The organism is Pseudomonas sp. ANT_H12B, from assembly GCF_008369325.1.
In the GTDB taxonomy this organism is placed as follows: domain Bacteria; phylum Pseudomonadota; class Gammaproteobacteria; order Pseudomonadales; family Pseudomonadaceae; genus Aquipseudomonas.
The window spans coordinates 104,327-126,425 of the sequence record NZ_VOBI01000014.1 but is presented as its reverse complement, the minus strand read 5'-3'; the positions used below and the strand labels follow the sequence as shown (position 1 = coordinate 126,425).

The window sequence follows — 22,099 nt, the reverse complement described above, 5'->3', positions numbered from 1 at the left end:
GATCGTTCCCACGCTCTGCGTGGGAACGATGAGCGTCGGGCACAAAAAAGGCCTCGCATTTGCGAGGCCTTTTATTTGGGCTTCATTGTGTTCAACTCTGCGGCCTCAATCCTTGAGAAAGTCCGAACATGAATAACAATAAATCATGATCGGGTTGAGTTGCCACGGATGCCTTGGCAACTCGTGGCAACGGACAATTCGCGTCACCGTTCATGGAACTGAGAACTTGCGTGCGAGGCTGTTCCCAAGCCGCCACTGCCAATGAAGCAACTGCCAAGGCTCCTAACAAAAACACACCTCGTGCAATTTCGAGTTTCATTGTTATAAACCCTTGATAGCGCTGCCAAACGCCGTCTCATAAAAATAGACGAGTTTGCGCCAGTCCGTCGGGCTGAACGACGAGTGGCGACGCAGTTGCTTCATGTCATGGGCCGCCGCGCGATCGGCGGTCAAACGCTGCCGACATTTTTCCAGATCGATCAAGGCAACCTCGACTTTGGCGGCCTCTCCTTCGCCAGTGACACGCACGAATACGTGCTTGATGTAAATGCAGCTGTGCTGCCAACGCGCCTTGTGCATGCGGGCCAGATTCTCGGCAAGGTCCTGCAACACTCGATCATGCACCGCCTCACCGCATCGTTCGCGACCACCGCCGGCGTACCAATGTTGGAGTTCCTCGAAGCCATCCAGCGCCTTGGTGACCAGCAACGCACGCCATTTGTGTACCGGATCGCGCTGTGCACCGCAAAACACGATTTCCGGAACACGAACGCCGAGCAGGTGCATGCCGGTGAGGGCATCAAGTTCGCGCAATACAGTCGGCCGACCGAACGGGTACCGCCAGCTACGATAGATATGCCCGGTCTGGCGTTTTGTGTAGAGCAGCTGTCCATTGCTGCCCAAAACGCGCTGTACGCCACTTTCCCCACCGCGACGGACGTTGGGTTCTTCCACCCATTCACCGCGCAGATTCCAGAAATAGTCGAAGCGGTCCTGGGGAGCAACTTCCGATTTTGCTGCACATTGCACTGCCATCCTGCTACCTCTTGCGTAATACGTAAACTCGCCACATGGCATAGAGTGGTAAAAAATCCAGTTGTTCCTGGATACGGAAACCTGCCTGCTCGAATTCCTTTTCTACCGTAGCGGCGGGTAACACAAATCGATTCTGGTAACCTTCCTGCCCCCGAGTTTTCTCGGTGCGTTTACGTTTCCACGCTTTAAAATTGCCGTCCACCCACAGCGAAATAATCACGCTGTCACGGGTGACTCGTTCGAATTCACGCAAAATGGCCAGTCGATGTTCGGCTTCGCCGATGTGATGGAGCAAACGCATGCAGAAAATGCTGTCGACGGCGTTATCGGGCAAGGCAATGTCGAATGCAGAAGTGTGCAAAGGTTGTACCCGTTTTACCACCTCACCGGGTTGCGCCTGGGTGGCGATCTTCAGCATGGACTCGGAGTTGTCGGCTCCGATGATTGCCCGATTGGTTTTTTCCGCCAGCAATGGCCAGAAACGCCCCGCGCCACAGGGTAAATCGAGAACCAGTCCGGGCTCACCAACCAGTGCCAGCGCCTTTCGCGCCAGTTGTTCGTCACGCCAGTGGGACAGACGACGGCCGAGACCATCCTGATGTTTGCGCAGATATCGTTGAGCGTGTTGATCGTCGTACTTTTCGGAAAAATCGAGTTTGATCGGGCCATCCATCATCAAGTCTCCTGAACGTCTGATGGCACCCAAGTTAGGGAGTGCCATGTCAGCGTCAGGTCATCTCATTGTGAAAAAATTGTCATGTAAAAGCCCAAACTATTTCAGGGTTTTACAGGCGGCCAATGATAGCTCTGGGCCACTCCCCCGAAGCGGGTCGATCAGTTCACGTCTGATGAATACAAATCCACTTGAAAACGACAGCCATTAGGCTCCATGTTCGTCAGACTAACGATCCAAGCCTGGTTTTCGCAAATCCGCTGTACCAGCGACAAGCCCAGCCCCAGGCCTTCTCCGCGTTTCTCGTTGCCACGCACGAAAGGCTCGAACATCGCTTCGCGTTTTTCCTCGGGAATGCCCACACCGCTGTCCTCGACCACGAACCCTGTGGCCGTCAAGGTCAAGCGGATGAACCCATGCTCGGTGTAATGCAGTGCATTACGCAGCAGGTTGCCCATCACCGCGTTCAGAAGGGTTGCGTTGTAACGGGTGCTTGTCGGATTACCCGGCTCAAACATCAGTTGCAAGCCCTTGGCCTCGATCGGCTCGCGCCATAGATTGAGTAGCCCGTCAGCCACCTGGCTCAGGGTCTGCTGCGGCGACATGCTGGCGTGTTCATGTTGAGCACGGGCCAGCATGAGGAAGGTCTGCACCAGCTCACGCATCTCTTCGCAGGCACGGGCGATTCGCTCGACTTGCGCCCGGCCACGCTGATCGATACCGGGGTTTTCCAACAGCAGCTCACAGGAACTGGCCAACACCATCAAGGGTGTGCGCAGTTCGTGACTGACATCACTGGTGAACAATCGCTCGCGGGTCAATGCCTGACGCAAACGCCCGAGGGTGGCATCGAAGGCTACCGCCAACTCGCCCACCTCATCGGCGGCGTAGTCTGGCGCCAGAGGGGGAGCAAGACCCAATAATTGATCGCGATGACGGACCTGACGGGCCAGCCTAACCACGGGCGCCATCACTTTGCGCGCCAGCACCCAGCCAAGAAATACTGCCAGCGCCAGGCTCAGCACGAAGCCCACCAGCACCACGGCAAACAGCACCCGTTCACGCTCCTCGAAATCGCTCTGATCCTGCAACAGCACATACCGCCTGCCGTCGACGACTTCAACCATCGCGTGGTACGACAACTGCTCGCGAAACACTTCGTGAAAACCCGAGTCCAGGTGACGCAAATCCTTGGGCAATTCGAAGTCGCCAGGCCCGCCGCTGAAATAGAACAGCTGGTCGGGTTCCGGGCGATGGCTCCAGTCCGAGACACTGTCCATCAGCAACAGACGTTGCAGATCGCCGCCCAGGCCTGCCGAAATCAGCTTTTCTTCCACCAGGTGCACGGTCGCCACAATGCCCATGGCAAAGGCTCCCGCGACCAGTGCGCTCATCAGCGCAAAAGCAATGATGATCCGTTGAGCAAGGCTCTGTTTAAACTCCATCACGCCCCTCGGCCAAGCGATAACCCACACCGTGCACGGTTTGCAGCAACGGTTTGGCGAACGGCTTGTCGATCACCTGACGCAATTGGTGGACGTGGCTTCGCAAGCTGTCGCTGTCCGGACAGTCATCGCCCCACAACGCTTCTTCGAGAATTTCACGGCGCAATACATGCGGGCTTTTCTGCATCAGCACAGCCAGCAACTTCAGGCCCACCGGGTTGAGTTTCAGCAGACGGCCTTCGCGGGTCACTTCCAGGGTATCGAGGTCGTAGCTCAGGTCACCGACCTGTAAGGTGCGGCGACCGCCACCTTGGGTACGGCGCATGACGGCCTCGATCCGCGCCGCCAGTTCAGACAGGGCAAACGGTTTGATCAGGTAATCGTCGGCGCCGGACTTGAAGCCCTGCAGCCGGTCGTCAAGCTGGTCGCGAGCGGTGAGCATGATCACCGGCGTGTCGCGACGGGCGTCTTCGCGCAGCCGTTTGCACAGGGTGTAACCGTCAATGCCGGGCAGCATGATGTCGAGCACGATCAAGTCGTAATGTTCGGTGGCGGCCAGGTGCAGCCCTGACAAACCGTCCTGTGCGCAATCCACGGTATAGCCTTTGAGCCCCAGGTAATCGGCCAGATTGGCCAGGATATCGCGGTTGTCTTCAACCAATAAAATTCGCATGGGCATCTCCTCCGTACACAGTTACGGCCGTCTCGGCCCGCGCAGCTTAAGGCCTAGTGTGGCTTAGGGCTAGGACTGCGTGCAGTTGTCAATCCAACCGTTAAAACCCTTGCGACCTCAACGTTTTTTTCACTGTCGATTCACACGCTGACAACAGGATCTGGTTCAAACTCCGCGCGGCTGCGCTTTCAGAACACTTAACCGACCAAGGAATTGCCATGGTGTCGACCACCGTCCGCCCCGCCTCCCGCCCGCTTAATTTCCGGGTGTGCCTGGGGGTTCCCGCCGTCGCGGCGATCATTCTGGTGCTGCTCGAGTTGACGTCCCTGGACATGGACCTGGCCAAGCTGTTCTATGACCCGGTCGCGGGGGATTTCATCGGGCGGCACAGTTACCTTCTGGAAAACATCCTGCATGACCGCGCAAAGCAGGTCGTTATCGCCTTTTCGGTGTTGGCGATCTTCGGCTTCATCGCTTCCTTTTACGTGGACAAACTCAAACCGATTAAACGGGAACTGGGTTGCCTTGTGTTGTCTCTGGCACTGGCGACTTCCTTTGTTACACCCGTCAAAGCGGTGACCGCGGTGCAATGCCCGTGGAGCCTTGAGCAATTCGGTGGTCACGAAACCTACAGCGAACTGCTCAGCCCTCGCCCGCACACCGAAAAACCTGGCCGTTGCTGGCCCGGCGGTCATGCGGCGACTGGCTTCACGCTGTTTGCGTTGTTTTTTATGCTGCGTGACCGTCGTCCGAAGCTGGCCCGAAAGGCGTTTGTGCTTGCCTTCGCCTTGGGCTCGGTGTTTTCCATCAGCCGGATGATGCAAGGTGCGCACTTCTTTTCGCACAACGTGTGGACGGCGATTTTCTGCTGGTTGATTTGTCTGGGGGCGTATTACTGGATTCTTTATCGACCGGCTCCCAAAGCTGAAAAGGTAAACAAGACACAACCTGTCAGCGCCTGAGCTGACGCTATCGCGGGCAAGCCCGCTCCCACATGGACTGCGCTAAACCTGTGGGAGCGTGGCTTGTCGGATCGCCGCACCGCCGCGATGGCCGCGACTCGGTTTCCCGACAGACCAAATTGCAGGCATTAAAAAACCCCGCCTGCTTTCGCAGACGGGGCTTTTTTAGTACAGGGGTAAGGCTGGCTTACATCATGCCGCCCATGCCACCCATACCGCCCATGTCTGGCATACCGCCGCCACCCGAGCTTTCTTCCTTGATCTCAGCGATCATGGCTTCGGTGGTGATCATCAGGCTGGCAATCGACGAAGCCGCTTGCAGAGCCGAACGAGTCACTTTAGCCGGGTCCAGGATACCCATTTCGATCATGTCGCCGTATTCGCCGGTAGCAGCGTTGTAACCGTAGTTACCCGAACCCTGCTTGACCTTGTCGACCACTACGCTTGGCTCGTCGCCGGAGTTGGCAACGATCTGGCGCAGTGGCGCTTCAACAGCGCGACGCAGCAACTGGATACCAACGTTCTGGTCATCGTTGTCGCCTTTCAGCTCGCTGATGGCTTGCAGAGCACGAACCAGTGCCACGCCGCCGCCAGGTACCACGCCTTCTTCAACGGCTGCACGGGTAGCGTGCAGGGCGTCTTCAACGCGGGCTTTCTTCTCTTTCATTTCAACTTCGGAACCAGCGCCAACCTTGATCACTGCAACGCCGCCGGACAGTTTGGCCAGACGCTCTTGCAGTTTTTCACGGTCGTAGTCGGACGAAGTATCAGCCACTTGCTGACGGATTTGCAGAACGCGAGCCTGGATGTCAGCCTCAACGCCGGCACCGTCGATTACGGTGGTGTTTTCTTTGGACAGGATCACGCGCTTGGCATTACCCAGGTGTTCCAGGGTAGTGCTTTCCAGGCTCAGACCGATCTCTTCGGAGATAACGGTACCGCCAGTCAGGACAGCGATGTCCTGCAGCATGGCCTTGCGACGGTCGCCGAAGCCTGGAGCCTTGACGGCTGCGACTTTAACGATGCCACGCATGTTGTTCACAACCAGAGTCGCCAGGGCTTCGCCTTCAACGTCTTCGGCCACGATCAGCAGTGGACGGCCGGCTTTGGCAACGGCTTCCAGTACTGGCAACATTTCGCGGATGTTGGAGATCTTTTTGTCGACCAGCAGGATCAGCGGACCGTCGAGCTCGGCAGTCATGGTCTCTGGCTTGTTGACGAAGTACGGGGACAGGTAGCCACGGTCGAACTGCATGCCTTCAACAACCGACAGTTCGTTTTCCAGGCCCGAGCCTTCTTCAACGGTGATCACGCCTTCTTTACCGACTTTTTCCATGGCTTCGGCAATGATGTCGCCGATGGAGCTGTCGGAGTTGGCCGAGATGGTGCCGACCTGAGCGATGGCCTTGGTGTCAGCGCAAGGCTTGGACAGGGCTTTCAGCTCTTTGACGATAGCGATGGTCGCTTTGTCGATACCGCGCTTCAGGTCCATCGGGTTCATGCCGGCAGCGACGGCTTTCAGGCCTTCGTTGACGATCGACTGAGCCAGAACGGTAGCGGTGGTGGTGCCGTCGCCTGCGTCATCGTTGGCACGGGAGGCAACGTCTTTGACCAGCTGCGCGCCCATGTTTTCGAAACGATCTTTCAGTTCGATTTCTTTGGCTACGGAAACGCCGTCCTTGGTGATGGTCGGAGCGCCGAAGCTCTTCTCGATGATCACGTTACGGCCTTTAGGGCCCAGGGTCGCTTTTACTGCGTCAGCCAGGACGTTGACACCGGCGAGCATTTTCTTGCGGGCGGAATCGCCGAATTTAACTTCTTTAGCAGCCATGATCGATATTCCTTAAATACTTTGTAGTAGCGGGAAAATGAGCGGGGAATCAGCCTTCGACAACGGCGAGGATTTCGCTCTCGCCAATTACCAACAGGTCTTCGCCGTCGACTTTCACAGTGTTGCTGCCGGAGTACGGGCCGAAAACAACCTTGTCACCCACTTTCACGGACAGTGCACGCACTTCACCGTTGTCCAGCACTTTGCCTGGGCCTACAGCGAGGACTTCACCCTGGTTTGGCTTTTCAGCAGCCGAACCTGGCAGAACGATACCGCCAGCGGTTTTCTTTTCTTCTTCGCTGCGACGGACGACGACGCGGTCATGCAGAGGACGAAGCTTCATTGTCGATCTCTCCTAATTGTGGTTTTCATCGGCCGGTGTATTCCCGGCGGGTTTAACAAATCCGGCGGTGCCGGGTGCGCCTCGACAAGCGAGACGCGGAAGTCTGTCTGGCGTGATTGCCAGAAACCTTGCGGTGACCGTTACATAAGGGCGCACAAGCTGATTACAAGGGCGGGGATCGAAATTTTTTACATTGATTCCCCGAAAACGACACGGCACCCGAAGGTGCCGTGCGGTGAAGCGGATTACTTGGTATCGCGGTGTTCGAACTCGCCTTCGATCACGTCGGGCTCGCGGCCCAGCGGCTGACGTGGGGCGGGACCGCCACGGGGCTGAAGATCATCGGCGAACGCACGCTGACGGATCGCCGCCTCTTCGGCGCGCTGGCGCATTTTATTGGCCAGCAGACGACGAGAAATCGGCAGCAGCATGATCAGACCCAGCACGTCGGTGACGAAGCCCGGCAGAATCAACAAGCCGCCCGCCAGGGCCAGCATCAAGCCTTCAAGCATGGTCTGGGCCGGCAGTTCGCCGCGGTTCAGGCTTTCACGAGCACGTAGCGCAGTTGCCAGACCAGCGATGCGCAGCACGAACACGCCGAGCATCGAGCCGAGAATGACCAGCAGCAAGGCCGGGAAAAACCCGATCGCCCCGCTCACCTTGACGAATACGAACAGCTCCAACACCGGAAACAGTACAAAGAGCAATAAAAAAGGGCGCATCAAATGGTTCCTCAACGCAAGAATGCCTTGCCAGTCTTCCCTAGATGACGTCGCCGTTTCGTGAATTCAAGCGTCGGCCACTTCATTTTTCGGCCATTGCTCCGCGTGAGCCAGAAAAACCAAGGCTTCGCGCACTTGTGTCGGCGTATTACACGGCGCTTGAAACGGCAGCCAGTAAAGCCCCTGGCCAATGCGCAGGTGCATGCCTTCAGTGTCGATACCCGCCAATTGCGCCGGCTCGGTTTTCGGCAGACCGGCCAATTCGACGTAGTGGGCGATGGCTTTGGCGTGATCAGCATTCATGTGTTCGACCATGCTGATTTCGGCTTTACCGGCGAACGGGTTGGCCAGGGTCAGCTGATCGACCCAATGAATCGCCCCGAAACCGCCGATGTAACGGTGGCGCACCGGTTTGAGCACCCAGAAATCGAAATCGTGAGCCTTGTGGTAGCTCTGCGACTCAGGAAAATAGCGGTAGTAACGCTCGGCCGCCGCTTCGATGGCAGCCTCATCTTCAAGCTTTTCTGCTTCGGCGAGGTACGTCAGACGACCAACGGCTTGCACGTCTTCGGCCCCACGCTCGCCCACAAACAGAGAGCATTTCGGATCTTTTTGCAGGTTATGAGTGTGCTGGGCGATGCGGCTGATCAGGATCAGCGGCCGGCCCTGCTCGTCCAGGCAGTACGGAACCACGGAGCCAAACGGGAAACCGCGCATCGCCTTGGAGTGAGTCGAGAGGACTCCACGGTATTCCTTGAGAAGCAATTCTCGGGCATTCTTGGCCGCTTCAACGCTCAATTTATGACTCCTTATATAGAATCCGTCGAAAAAACGGACAGGCGCCTGGGGATAAGTTCCAGGAACGCCATTGGGGCAGTTCTCGGTGCAACCAGGCCACATCAGGTGCAGATCGAGAGGCCCTGTAGAAGGAAACCACTCTGACCTGCTATTGGGGCATGCGAATGCAACTCACTGACAAAGTAATCATTATTACTGGCGGTTGCCAGGGTTTGGGCCGTTCCATGGCCGAGTATTTCGCCGGAAAAGGCGCGAAGCTGGCGCTGGTCGATCTGAACCAGGAAAAGCTCGACGACACCGTCGCCGCCTGCAAGGCAAAGGGTGTCGAAGCCCGCGCCTACCTGTGCAACGTCGCCAATGAAGAGCAAGTGACGCACATGGTTGCCCAGGTGGCCGAAGATTTCGGCGCGATCCATGGTTTGATCAACAACGCCGGGATCCTGCGCGACGCGCTGCTGATCAAGGTCAAGGACGGCGAAATGACGAAGATGAGCCTGGCCCAGTGGCAGGCGGTCATCGACGTCAACCTGACCGGCGTGTTCCTGTGCACCCGTGAAGTCGCAGCGAAAATGATCGAACTGAACAACAGCGGCGCGATCATCAATATCTCGTCGATCTCCCGCGCTGGCAACGTCGGCCAGACCAACTACTCCGCCGCCAAGGCGGGTGTGGCTGCGGCGACCGTGACCTGGGCCAAGGAACTGGCACGCTATGGCATCCGTGTGGCGGCCATTGCGCCGGGCTTCATCGAAACCGAAATGACCTTGGGCATGAAGCCCGAAGCGCTGGAAAAAATGACTTCAGGAATTCCGCTCAAGCGCATGGGCAAGCCGGATGAGATCGCCCATTCGGCGGCCTATATCTTCGAGAACGACTATTACACTGGTCGGATTCTGGAGCTGGATGGCGGGTTACGCGTCTAGCGCACACACAACAACTGTGGAAGCGAGCTTGCTCGCGATAGCGGTGCGTCAGTCACCATCTATGGTGAATGTGACACCCTCATCGCGAGCAAGCTCGCACACAGGTTCAGCGTGTTATCCGAAGGATATCAATCGTCGCTGATGGTGATGTTCGGCATGGCCGGCGATACCGCTTCCTGCAACACGATCCGCGCGCCGACATGGCGGGCGAGTTCCTGGTAAACCAGCGCAATCGGGCTGTCCGGCTCGGCAACCACCGTTGGTTTGCCGCCATCGGCCTGCTCGCGGATGGCCATCGCCAGTGGCAACGAAGCCAGCAGTTCAACCCCGTACTGGTTGGCCAGTTTCACACCGCCCCCCTCACCGAACAGATGCTCGGCATGCCCGCAGTTGGAGCAGATGTGCACGGCCATGTTTTCCACGACACCCAGTACCGGAATGTTGACCTTGCGGAACATCTCCACGCCCTTGCGGGCGTCCAGCAGTGCAAGGTCTTGCGGGGTGGTGACGATCACCGCACCGGCCACCGGAACTTTCTGCGCCAGGGTCAGCTGGATATCACCGGTGCCTGGCGGCATGTCGATGACCAGGTAATCCAGGTCGCCCCAGGCGGTCTGCGTGACCAGTTGCAACAGCGCACCGGAGACCATCGGCCCGCGCCAGACCATCGGCGTGTTGTCATCGGTCAGGAACGCCATGGACATGACTTCGACACCATGGGACTCGATCGGCACGAACCATTTCTGATCCTTGACCTTGGGTCGAGTGCCTTCGGGAATTCCAAACATGATGCCTTGGCTCGGACCGTAGATGTCCGCGTCGAGAATCCCGACCTTGGCGCCTTCGCGGGCCAGGGCCAACGCGAGGTTGGCGGCGGTGGTGGATTTGCCCACACCGCCCTTGCCGGACGCTACGGCCACTACGTTCTTGACGTTGGCCAGGCCCGGGATCTGCGCTTGAGCCTTATGCGCGGCAATGACACTGGTGATCTCGACGCGGGCGACGGTCACGCCGTCCAGCCCTTCAATGGCCATTTGCAACAACTGCGCCCAGCCACTCTTGAACAGACCGGCGGCGTAACCCAGCTCCAGCTGGACGCTGACGCGATCACCCTGAATGTCGATGCTGCGTACGCACCCGGCGCTGACCGGGTCCTGGTTCAGATAAGGGTCGGTGTATTGGCGAAGGACGGCTTCCACCGCTGCGCGATTGACGGCGCTCATGGGCAACTCCGATAGCAAGACTGGAAAATCAGGCGGGTATCGTACCTGTTCTGATGGTTTTGGGGGGATGCCCAAAAGATCGCAGCCTTCGGCAGCTCCTACAGGGATAACGCCGAACCTGTAGGAGCACCGAAGGCTGCGATCTTTCGGCGGCACCACCGATTCGATCATCGGAGGAAACAACCTCACGGGGTGAAAAATATGCGCCGGCGCTTTATAGTGGCCGACCTCCGTTTCATCAAGTAGCCGAGCCCCATGTCCGAGCCACGCAAGATCCTCGTCACCAGCGCCCTGCCCTATGCCAATGGTTCGATCCATCTTGGCCACATGCTGGAATATATCCAGACCGATATGTGGGTGCGCTTCCAGAAGCACCGCGGCAATCAATGCATTTATGTCTGCGCCGACGACGCCCACGGTTCGGCCATCATGCTGCGCGCGGAAAAAGAAGGCATCACCCCGGAACAACTGATCGCCAACGTGCAGGCTGAACATAGCGCCGACTTTGCCGAGTTCCTGGTGGACTTCGACAACTTCCACTCCACTCACGCCGAAGAAAACCGTGAGCTGTCGAGCCAGATCTACCTGAAGCTGCGCGACGCCGGGCACATCGCCACGCGCTCGATCACTCAGTATTTCGACCCGGAAAAGAAAATGTTCCTGGCCGACCGCTTCATCAAGGGCACCTGCCCGAAATGCGGCACCGAAGACCAGTACGGCGACAACTGCGAAAAATGCGGTGCGACCTACGCGCCGACCGACCTGAAGGATCCGAAGTCGGCGATCTCTGGCGCCACTCCGGTGCTCAAGGATTCCCAGCACTTCTTCTTCAAACTGCCGGACTTCCAGGAAATGCTGCAAACCTGGACCCGCAGCGGCACCCTGCAAGACGCAGTCGCCAACAAGATCGCCGAATGGCTGGATGCGGGCCTGCAACAGTGGGACATCTCCCGCGATGCGCCGTATTTCGGTTTCGAGATTCCAGGCGAGCCTGGTAAATACTTCTACGTCTGGCTCGACGCGCCGATCGGCTACATGGCGAGTTTCAAGAACCTGTGCGACCGCAAGCCGGAGCTGGATTTCGATGCGTTCTGGAACAAAGACTCCACCGCCGAGCTGTACCACTTCATCGGCAAGGACATCGTCAACTTCCACGCCCTGTTCTGGCCAGCGATGCTCGAAGGCGCGGGTTTGCGCAAGCCGACCGGCATCAACGTGCATGGTTACCTGACCGTCAACGGTCAGAAGATGTCCAAGTCCCGCGGCACTTTCATCAAGGCCCGGACCTACCTGGACCACCTGTCGCCGGAATACCTGCGTTACTACTACGCGGCCAAACTGGGCCGTGGGGTCGACGATCTGGACCTGAACCTCGAAGACTTCGTGCAGAAGGTCAACTCCGACCTGGTCGGCAAAGTCGTCAACATCGCCAGCCGTTGCGCCGGTTTCATTCATAAAGGCAACGCCGGTGTGCTGGTGGCGGGCAATGCCGCGCCAGAGCTGACCGAAGCGTTCCTGGCGGCAGCACCGAGCATCGCCGAAGCCTACGAGGCTCGCGACTTTGCCCGCGCCATGCGCGAGATCATGGGTCTGGCCGATCGTGCCAACGCCTGGATCGCCGACAAGGCACCGTGGTCGCTGAACAAACAGGAAGGCAAGCAGGAAGAAGTCCAGGCGATCTGCGCCCTGGGTATCAACCTGTTCCGCCAACTGGTGATCTTCCTCAAACCGGTACTGCCGCTGCTGGCCGCCGACGCCGAGGCGTTCCTGAACGTCGCGCCGCTGACCTGGAATGACCACGCGACTTTGCTCAGCAACCATCAACTGAACGAGTTCAAACCGTTGATGACTCGCATCGACCCGGTAAAAGTGCAAGCCATGACCGACGCCTCGAAAGAAGACCTGACCGCCAGCGCAACCGACACCGGCGACGCTGTGCCTGCCGGCAACGGTGAACTGGCCAAGGATCCGCTGTCGCCAGAGATCGAGTTCGATGCCTTTGCCGCTGTCGACTTGCGCGTTGCGCTGATCGTCAAGGCTGAACACGTGGAAGGTGCCGACAAGCTGTTGCGCCTGACACTGGACATCGGTGACGAGCAACGCAACGTGTTCTCCGGCATCAAGAGCGCTTATCCGGATCCGTCCAAGCTCGATGGTCGCCTGACCATGATGATCGCCAACCTCAAACCACGAAAAATGAAATTCGGCATCTCCGAAGGCATGGTGATGGCCGCCGGCCCTGGCGGTGAAGAAATCTACCTGCTCAGCCCCGACAGCGGCGCCAAGCCTGGTCAGCGCATCAAGTAGGTTTTCGCGTTAAAACAATCCCACAATCGTGCCTCGCGCGACTGTGGGATTTTCATGTCTGGCCCACCCTCCGTCCTTGCCGGATAATGCCTAACCTTGTTAGACAGGCCTCCTCTTGCCGGCACGACCATGACCGAACTGCTTCTTACGCTTATCAGCACAGCCCTGATCAACAACCTCGTGTTGCACTGGCCGCTGGGCGTCGATCCATTGCTGGGCAGCGAGCGCGGTCAGGTTCATGCGCTGGGCATTGCAACGACTTGCCTGATGCTGATCGTCGGCATACTCGGGTACTCGGCCTACCATTGGCTGCTGATGCCGCTGGAACTGACGGCGCTGCGCCTGTTCGTGTTCCTGCCACTGAGCGTTCTGCTGATCGGCCCGTTGCTGAAGCTGCTTTCACGGATATTTGCGAAGCTTTCGTTCGAGGGACTCTGGCCGCTGCTGCTGGGCAATGCCGGCGTACTTGGGCTGGTGTTGCTCAACACTCAGGACGACAAAGGATTCTTTCATGCCACAGCCCTGGGCCTCGGTTCCGGGCTGGGCTTCTGGCTGGTGCTGAGTCTGTTCAGCGACTTGCGCCAACGCACACTCGATAATGATGTACCACTGCCCTTTCGTGGCCTGCCGATCGACCTGATTGGCGCCGGCCTGATCGCGGTGGCCTTTCTCGGATTCAGCGGACTGATCACAACATGAGTCTGATTCAACGCATCGACGCCCTCCTGCCGCAGACTCAATGCGGCAAATGCGGCCACCCCGGATGCAAGCCGTACGCTGAAGGCATTGCCGACGGTGAGCCGATCAACAAGTGCCCACCGGGCGGCAGCGAAACCATCTCGGCGCTGGCCGAACTGCTGAAAGTGCCGGTGCTGGAACTGGACGCCAGTCGCGGTTCGGCCCCGGCGCAGATTGCCTATATTCGTGAAGCCGAGTGCATCGGTTGCACCAAGTGCATCCAGGCTTGCCCGGTTGACGCCATCGTCGGTGCAGCGAAATTGATGCACACGGTGATCTTCGATGAATGCACCGGTTGCGACCTGTGCGTGGCGCCCTGCCCGGTGGATTGCATCGAGATGCGCCCGTTACCGCTGGCCACGGTGGTGCCGATTGTCGGTGGCCTGGCAGCAAGCCTTGAAGAACAGCGAGCCCGGGCGGTCAAGCGTAACCATGCACGGCGCCGCTTCGAACAACGCAACGCCCGCCTGCAGCGTGAAGAAGAACACAAACTCGCTGAGCGCCAGGCCCGCGCTCAACGCACTGTGCAGCACAGTGAAGTGGCGACGCTCGACCCGGTTCAGGCCGCCCTTGAGCGGGTCCGCGTGCAGAAGGCAACCAACGCCGACGCAGCATTGAAAAAAGCCAAGATCGATCTGGCGATGAGCCGCGCGCAATTGAACAAATCGCTCAAGGCTTTCGGGCATCCACCGACTTTCGAACAGCAGTCGCAACTGATCGTGCTGCAACAGCAGTTCGAAGTGGCCGAACAAGCCTTGGCACAGTTGGAAAACAGCGCACCGCCAGCCCCGGCGCCCGTCGCTCCGGCAAAAAATGCACAGCTGAATAAGACAAAGATCCAATTGGCCATGCGCCGTGCCGAACTCAAGAAAGCCCAAGCCCGCGAAGCCCCGGCTGAGCAAATCGAAGCCTTAGAACTTGCGGTGACTGAAGCCGAGCATCAGGTGAATGCCTATGTCACCCCTTGAATCAGTCGACGAACGCCTTCAGCAAGCCATGAAGCTGGTATTGCTGGCCACCGTGCCGGGAATACTGGCGTTTTTCTGGCTGTACGGCTGGGGTGTATTGATCAATCTGATTCTGGCGAGCGTGACCGCACTGGCCGTTGAAGCGGCCGTGTTGCAGCTGCGCAAGCGAGCGCTCAAGCCGACCTTGAGCGATGGCAGTGCGCTGGTCAGCGCGACGCTGCTGGCAATGGCCTTGCCGCCTTACTGCCCATGGTGGCTGACCGTCTGTGCTGCGGCGTTCGCGATGGTGTTCGGCAAGCACCTGTATGGCGGCGTCGGCAAGAACCCCTTCAACCCGGCAATGCTCGGTTTCGCCCTGGTGATGGTGACCTTTCCCCAACAGATGACTCACTGGCCGTCGTCACACGGCATGGACCTGCTCGGTGGTTTGCAGCAGGTGTTCGGATTCAGTCTCGACCAGACCCCGGATGCCTGGGTCCAGGCCACGGCGCTGGACAGTCTGCGGATCAACAAAAGCCTGACCATGGACGAACTCTTCGCCGGCAACCCGGCGTTCGGCCATTACGGCGGCCGAGGCGTGGAATGGGTAAACCTGGCCTTCCTGGCGGGCGGCGCGTTTCTGCTGCAACGAGGGGTGTTCAGCTGGCACGCACCGGTCGGCATGCTCGCCAGCCTGTTCGTCATCAGCCTGCTGTGCTGGAACGGTTCGGGCTCCGACTCCCATGGCTCGCCGCTGTTTCATCTGTTCACCGGTGCCAGCATGCTGGGTGCTTTCTTCATCGTCACGGAGCCGGTGTCCGGGGCGAAGAGCCCTGGTGCCCGACTGCTGTTCGGCGCGGGGGTTGGGCTGCTGACCTATTTGATTCGCACCTGGGGCGGTTATCCGGACGGTGTGGCATTTGCCGTGCTGCTGATGAACCTCTGTGTGCCAGCGCTGGAACGGCTCGTCGTGTCCAGGCAGGAACGGGTTGCGCCATGAACCGAACGTCGAGCGTTGTGATTGTGGTGTTACTGGCGAGCGTGGGGATTGGCGCAACTTACCTCGCGCAGCACGCCAGCGCGCCGCGTATTGCGGCCGAACAACGCCTGATCGACAGTCGCAACCTGCTGGACCTGCTCCCCCCTGACAGTTACGACAATCAGCCGCTGGAACAGCCGCTCAACCTCGACAACGTCGCTTTGCCCAACAGCACGCTGCTCGGTGGCTATCGGGCAACCAGAGCAGGGCAACCCTCCGCCGTGTTGTTGCGCAGCCAGGCCGTGGGCTATGCAGGCTCCATCGAGTTGCTGATCGCCATTGATGCGAACGGCAAGTTGCTGGGTGTCAAAACCCTCAGACAATCGGAAACCCCGGGGCTCGGCGGTAAACTCGCTGACTGGCCCAATACCTGGCTTCAGGTCTTTTCCGGCAAGTCCGCAACCGAACCCGCCGACAGTGGCTGGGCCTTGAAAAAGGATCAGGGGCAATTCGATCAGATGGCAGGAGCGACCATCACCTCAAGAGCGGTGATCAACGCCCTCCATGATTCATTGCGTTACTTCGATGAACATGAGCAACAGCTTGTCGGGAGCAGCGCCCATGAATAAGTCATCGTCCCTGCAGAACTCACTGATGCTTGCACCGTTGATCGGTGCCACGAACTCGTTGGCCATCGCGCTCGGGCTGTGGCTGATGTTCATCGTGGTGATCAGTGCCTTTGGCGTGAGCATGGGCGCGTTGCGATCCCGACTGGTCCCGGCGACACACTTGCTCGCCGGCGTGCTGCTGGCGGCCACGCTGAACAGCTGTGCAGAACTTGCCATACAAGCCTGGTCGCTGCCATGGCACCAACATTTGGGGTTCTATGCGGGATTGATCGCCTTGCAATGCGTCGTGCTGGAACACACTGGTTTTTTCCAGGACACATGGCGTGATCGTCTGCGTCTGTGTGGCTTGTTCGGCGCGTTGATGGTGGGCATGGGTCTGCTGCGCGAGTTGATCGGCAGCGGCACTCTCGGCAGCCACCTGCCATGGCTGGCTGGCGCGACGCAAGCAGATTGGCAAGGCTGGGTGCTGACCGCCGATGGCGGCTTGCGACTGGCCACCCTGGCCCCTGGCGGATTCATTCTGCTGGGACTGCTGATCGCCGCCTGGCAGGCCTGGCGCCGCCCAACGCCCTCACACTGACCGCTTCTGAGGAAACGCACTGCCCATGAATGCTGCAAAACGCCTGGAAATTTTCCGCAGGTTTCACGAAGACAACCCGGAACCGAAGACCGAACTGGCCTATTCCTCGCCGTTCGAGTTGCTGATCGCCGTCATTCTCTCGGCACAGTCGACCGATGTCGGCGTCAACAAGGCCACTGCCAAACTTTACCCGGTGGCCAATACCCCAGCGGCGATTCATGCGCTGGGCGTCGAGGGACTGTCGGCGTACATCAAGACCATCGGACTGTTCAACAGCAAAGCGAAAAACGTGATCGAGACTTGCCGCTTGCTGGTAGAGCGCCATGGAGGCGAAGTACCTCAGACCCGCGAGGAACTGGAAGCGTTACCTGGCGTCGGCCGCAAGACCGCCAACGTGGTGCTCAATACCGCATTCCGTCAGCTGACCATGGCCGTGGACACGCACATTTTCCGGGTCAGCAACCGTACCGGCATTGCCCCGGGCAAGAATGTGGTCGAGGTGGAAAAAAAACTGATGAAGTTCGTACCCAAGGAGTATCTGCTTGATTCCCATCATTGGCTGATCCTCCATGGACGCTACGTTTGCCTGGCTCGCAAGCCTCGCTGCGGCAGTTGCCGGATTGAGGATTTATGCGAGTACAAGCAAAAGACCTCGGACGATTGAGGCACTATTAGGATTTTTGATTTATCGATTGAAAAAATCTTTTTTACCCGCCGGGAGAATGTCGATATAAGGAGCGCCAAAGGCAGTCTTAGCCTGGAGTAACAAAATGAGTACTGGCAAAGAGCAATTGGACGTAGAAGACGACTTCACCCCCGTTGAGGCCGATGACGCTGAACCGGTGGCTGAAGTGGCGAAGACCAACCTGAGTAAACGCCGCACCATCGACAATCTGCTGGAGGAGCGCCGACTGCAAAAGCAATTGGCCGATTACGATTTTGACTTATGACACCTAAAAGCCTCCCGAAACGGAGGCTTTTTACTAAGTGCTCAACCCTTGATGAACGCTCATTCATCGCGCCTGCTGAAGGCTGAGTCAGTCACACCAACCCGTTGCGCTGAGCCAACTCGATCAGATCGACCAAGGAACGAGCATTGAGTTTCAACAACAGGCGAGTCTTGTAGGTGCTGACTGTCTTATTGCTGAGGAACATTCCGTCCGCAATTTCTTTATTGGTCTTGCCTCGGGCCAGTTGTTGCAAAACCATCATTTCCCGCCCCGACAGACGATCCACCATATCGGATTCACTCGCGTTCCCCAAGCTGGAACGTACGGTATGCAAAGCTTGATTCGGGAAGTAACTGTAGCCTGACAACACAGCCTTTATTGCACTGAGCAATTCAGTGAGGTCCTGTTGTTTACAAACATATCCGGCGGCACCCGATTGCATGCAACGCATGGAAAAATGCCCAGGTGCCTGGGACGTCAATATCAGTACTTTCATTGGCAGCGCTGTCGATGTCAGACGCGCAATGACTTCCAGCCCATCCAGTTTCGGTATTCCAATATCCAGAATAATAATATCCGGCATATGTTCACGGGCAAGTTGCAATGCATCCACGCCATTATCTGTCTCTGCAATGACTTCGTAGCCATGACGCTCCATCAGCATACGTACCGCAAGACGAATGACGGGGTGATCATCCACGATCAGCACTTTATTCATGGGCAAGTCCAATTTCGCTGTTCGAATTTTTAGAGCCCGCACAATAGCCTAGTCGTTTCACCTATGGCATGCCGCCCCCCCCGGCCACCCGCACCGAGAGACATTCCCTACAAATAACGCGGATTAGTCTTACAAAAACTCGTCCATCACAATGCATCGGGATGATTTTTCCAATCACCGGCATTTGATTTTTCAACAGTTTTGTATCGATTTACAACCAGAAAAGCGGAATAACAAGACTCGGCGCTGGTGATCCGACTGCTGTCGACTATAAGGCGAGGCTTAAAAGTAACCGATATTTTCCTGATCAATATTCATACCAGAAATATCACACATCAAGTATCCACTTATTCTTACAGCGAAAAACCTCCAATGAACAATCATGAAAGGATCATGACAAATCAACGAAGACTCACGAGTCATCACACCGAAAAAACCACTCCGTCCTTTAAACAAAAGAAAAACAGATATATCCGATTTGCGATCAATGCAGCTACCATAACAACTAAACACTCAAATCACACCCATCAACCCATTGAGAAAAGACCAACTTACATGAGTATAAAATATGACCAAACTCAAAAAGAAAATCACCAACCCCATGACAGTAATCGCTATATTCGCAACACTGTCTGAAGCCTCGGCTACCGTCGCCCTGCCCTTCCTTGATGATAAGGAAAGAGAGGTCTACATCTGGTTCCTGATCAGTTTTCCTTTTTATTTGATTTTTCTATTTTTCATCACGCTCAACTTTAACTATCGATCGCTTTATGCACCTTCCGATTTTGAAAAGGGAAAGCATTTCATAAAAGTCATGGATAACAGCAAACGCTCGAAAAACAGCGCACCCAAGCTGTCGTCCGAAAGTTATCCTCGGCGTACGTCAACGAGTGAGGCGATCCGCCTACGTCCGCTTGCCCGTGCGATTAAAAGATCTATACATCATTGATGGACGCTGGATGAGCGAAAAAGTCGAGTTCGCCTACTTGATGGAGAAAATTCAGAAAGAACGTGAGAAACCTGCGCACGTCATTGTATTTGTCACGTGTGTCGAATCGGAGATATTACTGAGAGAAAGTGCACTTAGACATTCAAAGCGCGCAAAGAAACACAGCGGCTTCTGCATTGCTTACAATTTGAGTTCACATAGTGTAACGATCATAGATCAATACTTGCCAACTGATACGCAGCAGTCGGTAGCACTCGAAGATCAACCAGAGAGAACCGGTCAGGAAGGAATTAACAGACATTAACAGGACACTGAACCGCAAGGTCAGGCAGTGAACCCCATTTCAGATGGGTGGCTTTGTCGGCGACAAGGCCACCCATCCTATTACGGTCTCAAAGGTCTCAGAAAAGCTTCCGGCCTTTGTTCGCCGCAATGCGCATGCGCAACGCGTTGAGCTTGATGAAGCCCGCTGCGTCGGCCTGGTTGTAGGCGCCGCCATCTTCCTCGAAGGTTGCGATGTTGGCGTCGAACAACGACTCGTCAGACTTGCGACCGGTGACGATCACGTTGCCCTTGTACAGTTTCAGGCGCACAACGCCGTTCACGTGGGCCTGGGACGCGTCGATCATCTGTTGCAACATCAGACGCTCAGGGCTCCACCAGTAACCGGTGTAGATCAGGCTGGCGTATTTAGGCATCAACTCGTCTTTGAGGTGAGCCACTTCGCGGTCCAGGGTGATCGATTCGATCGCACGGTGGGCGCGCAGCATGATGGTGCCGCCAGGGGTTTCGTAGCAGCCACGGGACTTCATGCCGACGTAGCGGTTTTCCACGATGTCCAGACGGCCGATACCGTGTTCGCCACCGATACGGTTCAGGGTCGCCAGCACGGTGGCCGGGGTCATTTCGACGCCGTCCAGTGCAACGATGTCGCCGTTGCGGTAGGTCAGTTCCAGGTATTGCGCTTTGTCAGGAGCCTTCTCCGGGGAGACGGTCCATTTCCACATGTCTTCTTCGTGCTCGGTCCAGGTGTCTTCCAGCACGCCGCCTTCATAGGAGATGTGCAGCAGGTTGGCATCCATCGAGTACGGGGATTTTTTCTTGCCGTGACGCTCGATCGGGATGTTGTGCTTTTCAGCGTAATCCATCAGCTTTTCACGCGAGAGCAGGTCCCATTCGCGCCATGGAGCGATCACTTTCACACCAGGCTTCAACGCGTAGGCGCCCAGTTCGAAACGAACCTGGTCGTTACCCTTGCCTGTGGCGCCGTGGGAAATAGCGTCAGCGCCGGTTTCGTTGGCGATTTCGATCAGACGTTTGGCGATCAACGGACGAGCGATGGAAGTACCCAGCAGGTACTCGCCTTCGTAAACGGTGTTGGCGCGGAACATCGGAAAAACGAAATCGCGCACGAACTCTTCGCGCAAGTCGTCGATGTAGATCTCTTTGACGCCCATGGCCTGTGCCTTGGCGCGTGCAGGTTCGACCTCTTCGCCCTGACCCAGGTCAGCGGTGAAGGTCACGACTTCACAGTTATAAGTATCCTGCAGCCACTTGAGGATCACCGAAGTGTCCAGGCCGCCGGAATACGCCAGAACGACCTTGTTTACGTCCGCCATGCCATCACTCCACGGGGTTCTACGGAAAGCCGTCAAGTCTACCGGTCATGCAGAATAATTTACAGAGGCGCGACAGCTTATGACGACGAAGCGACAGATTCTGTCGAGCGCGCGACGATTTCGGCGGAATCAGGAGGTCGACGCAGCGCTTGCCGATGCAGTGGTCTGAGGGGCCGGTTTCTCGGTGGGCGCGACCCGCGCGAGGTGCACATTGACCCGGCGGTTCTTAGCCCGATTGGCTGAATTGGTGTTGGGCGCCAACGGATAACGCTCGCCGTGGAAGCGCACGGTGATCTGCGACTCCTGAATACCATTGGCCTTGAAAAACTCCATGACGGCCAACGCTCGACGCCGCGACAGGTCACGATTGGTCAATCGGTTGCCGCTGTTGTCGGAGTGGCCATCGAGCTCGATGTGATTGACCGTCGGATCAGCCTTCATGAATTCCAGCATCACTTGCAACTGAGCCTTGGCGTGCGCGTCCAGATCGATGCCTTCGCCGGGAAAGCCAATCGCGGATTGTTTGACCTGTTCGAAGTTCTTCGGCAGCAGCTTCGCCACACAGCCCTGGTATTCGTTGAAGGCCTTGCTGAACTTGACCGGCAACAGGCGAACTTCCGACACCCGACCATCGCCGGAGTAATGTCGAACGACCGGACTGCGACCATCCAACAAGCCGCTGATCAAGCGTCCGGCCTGAACCTGCGAACTGTTGAACAGCACATTGCCGCTGCTGATTCGCACGGAACCAAGGTTGATGTCGCCACGCCCTGGCTGCCAAGGCGCAGCGGCCGCCAGCAAGGTCGCCGAACCGCCGCCGATCATCGTGTTGTAGGTCTTCAGACGAAACGTCGCTTGTTCGCCGGCGCGGCGCACGAATTCACCCGAACCAAAATCGGTGACCGGTTGAGTCAGGCGGCATTCGAACTTGTCCCCTTCGACCGTCCACTCGATGCTCTCCAGACGGGTCTGGAAAGTGAGCGCCATCGCGGGAAGGCTGGCAAACACACTGAGCAAGGCTAAATAACGCTGGCGCACGGGAGGCTCCACTGGCT

At 57.4% G+C, this 22,099-nt stretch carries 23 protein-coding genes and 1 pseudogene; 11 read left to right on the top strand and 13 right to left on the bottom strand.

Translation table 11 applies throughout. The features are described from left to right. Positions 1-91 precede the first annotated feature (91 nt). The 5 genes from FQ185_RS21015 to colR form a co-directional block, all read right to left on the bottom strand. Entirely contained in the window at positions 92-319 is a 228-nt protein-coding gene (locus FQ185_RS21015; RefSeq protein WP_149419089.1) for a hypothetical protein, read from the bottom strand. 2 nt (positions 320-321) lie between these two features. Next, the gene (locus FQ185_RS21010; RefSeq protein WP_149419088.1) at positions 322-1,035 is read right to left on the bottom strand and encodes a lipopolysaccharide kinase InaA family protein; all 714 of its coding nucleotides are present in this window, start codon (positions 1,033-1,035) and stop codon (positions 322-324) included. Between the two features lie 4 nt (positions 1,036-1,039). Then, positions 1,040-1,708: a class I SAM-dependent methyltransferase gene (locus FQ185_RS21005; protein ID WP_149419087.1), complete on the bottom strand. Its 669-nt coding sequence runs from the start codon at positions 1,706-1,708 to the stop codon at positions 1,040-1,042. Between the two features lie 161 nt (positions 1,709-1,869). After that, positions 1,870-3,153, bottom strand: a complete 1,284-nt coding sequence (locus FQ185_RS21000; protein ID WP_149419086.1) for a HAMP domain-containing sensor histidine kinase — start codon at positions 3,151-3,153, stop codon at positions 1,870-1,872. Beyond that, the gene (colR, locus tag FQ185_RS20995; RefSeq protein WP_020799911.1) at positions 3,143-3,826 is read right to left on the bottom strand and encodes a two-component system response regulator ColR; all 684 of its coding nucleotides are present in this window, start codon (positions 3,824-3,826) and stop codon (positions 3,143-3,145) included. The genes FQ185_RS21000 and colR overlap by 11 nt, the downstream gene beginning before the upstream one ends. 218 nt (positions 3,827-4,044) lie before the next feature. On the opposite strand from colR, the gene FQ185_RS20990 reads away from it, so the two are divergent. Next, complete coding sequence (locus FQ185_RS20990; protein ID WP_149419085.1) at positions 4,045-4,788, top strand: phosphatase PAP2 family protein; 744 nt, start codon at positions 4,045-4,047, stop codon at positions 4,786-4,788. Between the two features lie 187 nt (positions 4,789-4,975). Here the strand turns inward: FQ185_RS20990 and groL are convergent, their stop codons facing one another. From groL to FQ185_RS20970, 4 genes are all read right to left on the bottom strand, one after another. Next, entirely contained in the window at positions 4,976-6,619 is a 1,644-nt protein-coding gene (groL, locus tag FQ185_RS20985; protein ID WP_149419084.1) for a chaperonin GroEL, read from the bottom strand. 49 nt (positions 6,620-6,668) lie between these two features. Beyond that, positions 6,669-6,962 carry a co-chaperone GroES gene (locus FQ185_RS20980; protein ID WP_007948593.1) on the bottom strand — a complete coding sequence of 98 codons (294 nt, stop codon included), beginning with the start codon at positions 6,960-6,962 and terminating at the stop codon, positions 6,669-6,671. Between the two features lie 245 nt (positions 6,963-7,207). Continuing rightward, positions 7,208-7,684, bottom strand: coding sequence for an FxsA family protein (locus tag FQ185_RS20975; RefSeq protein WP_149419083.1), 477 nt, complete (start codon positions 7,682-7,684; stop codon positions 7,208-7,210). A gap of 66 nt (positions 7,685-7,750) precedes the next feature. Continuing rightward, entirely contained in the window at positions 7,751-8,482 is a 732-nt protein-coding gene (locus FQ185_RS20970) for a HugZ family protein (RefSeq protein ID WP_149419082.1), read from the bottom strand. Positions 8,483-8,646: 164 nt separating this feature from the next. On the opposite strand from FQ185_RS20970, the gene FQ185_RS20965 reads away from it, so the two are divergent. Continuing rightward, positions 8,647-9,405 carry an SDR family oxidoreductase gene (locus tag FQ185_RS20965; protein WP_149419081.1) on the top strand — a complete coding sequence of 253 codons (759 nt, stop codon included), beginning with the start codon at positions 8,647-8,649 and terminating at the stop codon, positions 9,403-9,405. Between the two features lie 128 nt (positions 9,406-9,533). Here the strand turns inward: FQ185_RS20965 and apbC are convergent, their stop codons facing one another. Further along, positions 9,534-10,628, bottom strand: coding sequence for an iron-sulfur cluster carrier protein ApbC (apbC, locus tag FQ185_RS20960; protein ID WP_149419080.1), 1,095 nt, complete (start codon positions 10,626-10,628; stop codon positions 9,534-9,536). 255 nt (positions 10,629-10,883) lie between these two features. On the opposite strand from apbC, the gene metG reads away from it, so the two are divergent. The 8 genes from metG (at position 10,884) to FQ185_RS20920 (ending at position 17,758) form a co-directional block, all read left to right on the top strand. Then, on the top strand, positions 10,884-12,935 hold the full coding sequence (metG, locus tag FQ185_RS20955; RefSeq protein ID WP_149419079.1) for a methionine--tRNA ligase: 2,052 nt from the start codon (positions 10,884-10,886) through the stop codon (positions 12,933-12,935). Positions 12,936-13,064: 129 nt separating this feature from the next. Continuing rightward, positions 13,065-13,634, top strand: a complete 570-nt coding sequence (locus FQ185_RS20950) for an Rnf-Nqr domain containing protein (protein ID WP_149419078.1) — start codon at positions 13,065-13,067, stop codon at positions 13,632-13,634. After that, positions 13,631-14,641, top strand: a complete 1,011-nt coding sequence (rsxB, locus tag FQ185_RS20945) for an electron transport complex subunit RsxB (protein WP_149419077.1) — start codon at positions 13,631-13,633, stop codon at positions 14,639-14,641. The genes FQ185_RS20950 and rsxB overlap by 4 nt, the downstream gene beginning before the upstream one ends. Further along, positions 14,628-15,620 (top strand): RnfABCDGE type electron transport complex subunit D, encoded by a 993-nt coding sequence (locus tag FQ185_RS20940; protein WP_149419076.1) that lies wholly within the window; start codon positions 14,628-14,630, stop codon positions 15,618-15,620. Before rsxB ends, FQ185_RS20940 begins: the two co-directional genes overlap by 14 nt. Further along, positions 15,617-16,228: an RnfABCDGE type electron transport complex subunit G gene (locus FQ185_RS20935; RefSeq protein ID WP_149419075.1), complete on the top strand. Its 612-nt coding sequence runs from the start codon at positions 15,617-15,619 to the stop codon at positions 16,226-16,228. Before FQ185_RS20940 ends, FQ185_RS20935 begins: the two co-directional genes overlap by 4 nt. After that, entirely contained in the window at positions 16,221-16,808 is a 588-nt protein-coding gene (locus FQ185_RS20930) for an Rnf-Nqr domain containing protein (RefSeq protein WP_149419074.1), read from the top strand. Before FQ185_RS20935 ends, FQ185_RS20930 begins: the two co-directional genes overlap by 8 nt. Positions 16,809-16,833: 25 nt before the next feature. Beyond that, entirely contained in the window at positions 16,834-17,472 is a 639-nt protein-coding gene (nth, locus tag FQ185_RS20925; protein ID WP_149419073.1) for an endonuclease III, read from the top strand. Between the two features lie 106 nt (positions 17,473-17,578). After that, positions 17,579-17,758: a PA3496 family putative envelope integrity protein gene (locus tag FQ185_RS20920; protein ID WP_123410340.1), complete on the top strand. Its 180-nt coding sequence runs from the start codon at positions 17,579-17,581 to the stop codon at positions 17,756-17,758. Between the two features lie 91 nt (positions 17,759-17,849). Here the strand turns inward: FQ185_RS20920 and FQ185_RS20915 are convergent, their stop codons facing one another. Next, positions 17,850-18,476, bottom strand: coding sequence for a response regulator transcription factor (locus FQ185_RS20915; protein WP_149419072.1), 627 nt, complete (start codon positions 18,474-18,476; stop codon positions 17,850-17,852). A gap of 568 nt (positions 18,477-19,044) precedes the next feature. Between FQ185_RS20915 and FQ185_RS20910 the strand changes: the two are divergent. Next, positions 19,045-19,729, top strand: a pseudogene (locus FQ185_RS20910) (hypothetical protein). A 97-nt stretch (positions 19,730-19,826) separates the two neighbouring features. Here FQ185_RS20910 and FQ185_RS20905 read toward each other — a convergent pair. Beyond that, positions 19,827-21,044, bottom strand: coding sequence for an argininosuccinate synthase (locus tag FQ185_RS20905; RefSeq protein ID WP_007898502.1), 1,218 nt, complete (start codon positions 21,042-21,044; stop codon positions 19,827-19,829). A gap of 129 nt (positions 21,045-21,173) precedes the next feature. Next, positions 21,174-22,082 carry an OmpA family protein gene (locus FQ185_RS20900; RefSeq protein WP_149419071.1) on the bottom strand — a complete coding sequence of 303 codons (909 nt, stop codon included), beginning with the start codon at positions 22,080-22,082 and terminating at the stop codon, positions 21,174-21,176. Positions 22,083-22,099 lie beyond the last annotated feature (17 nt).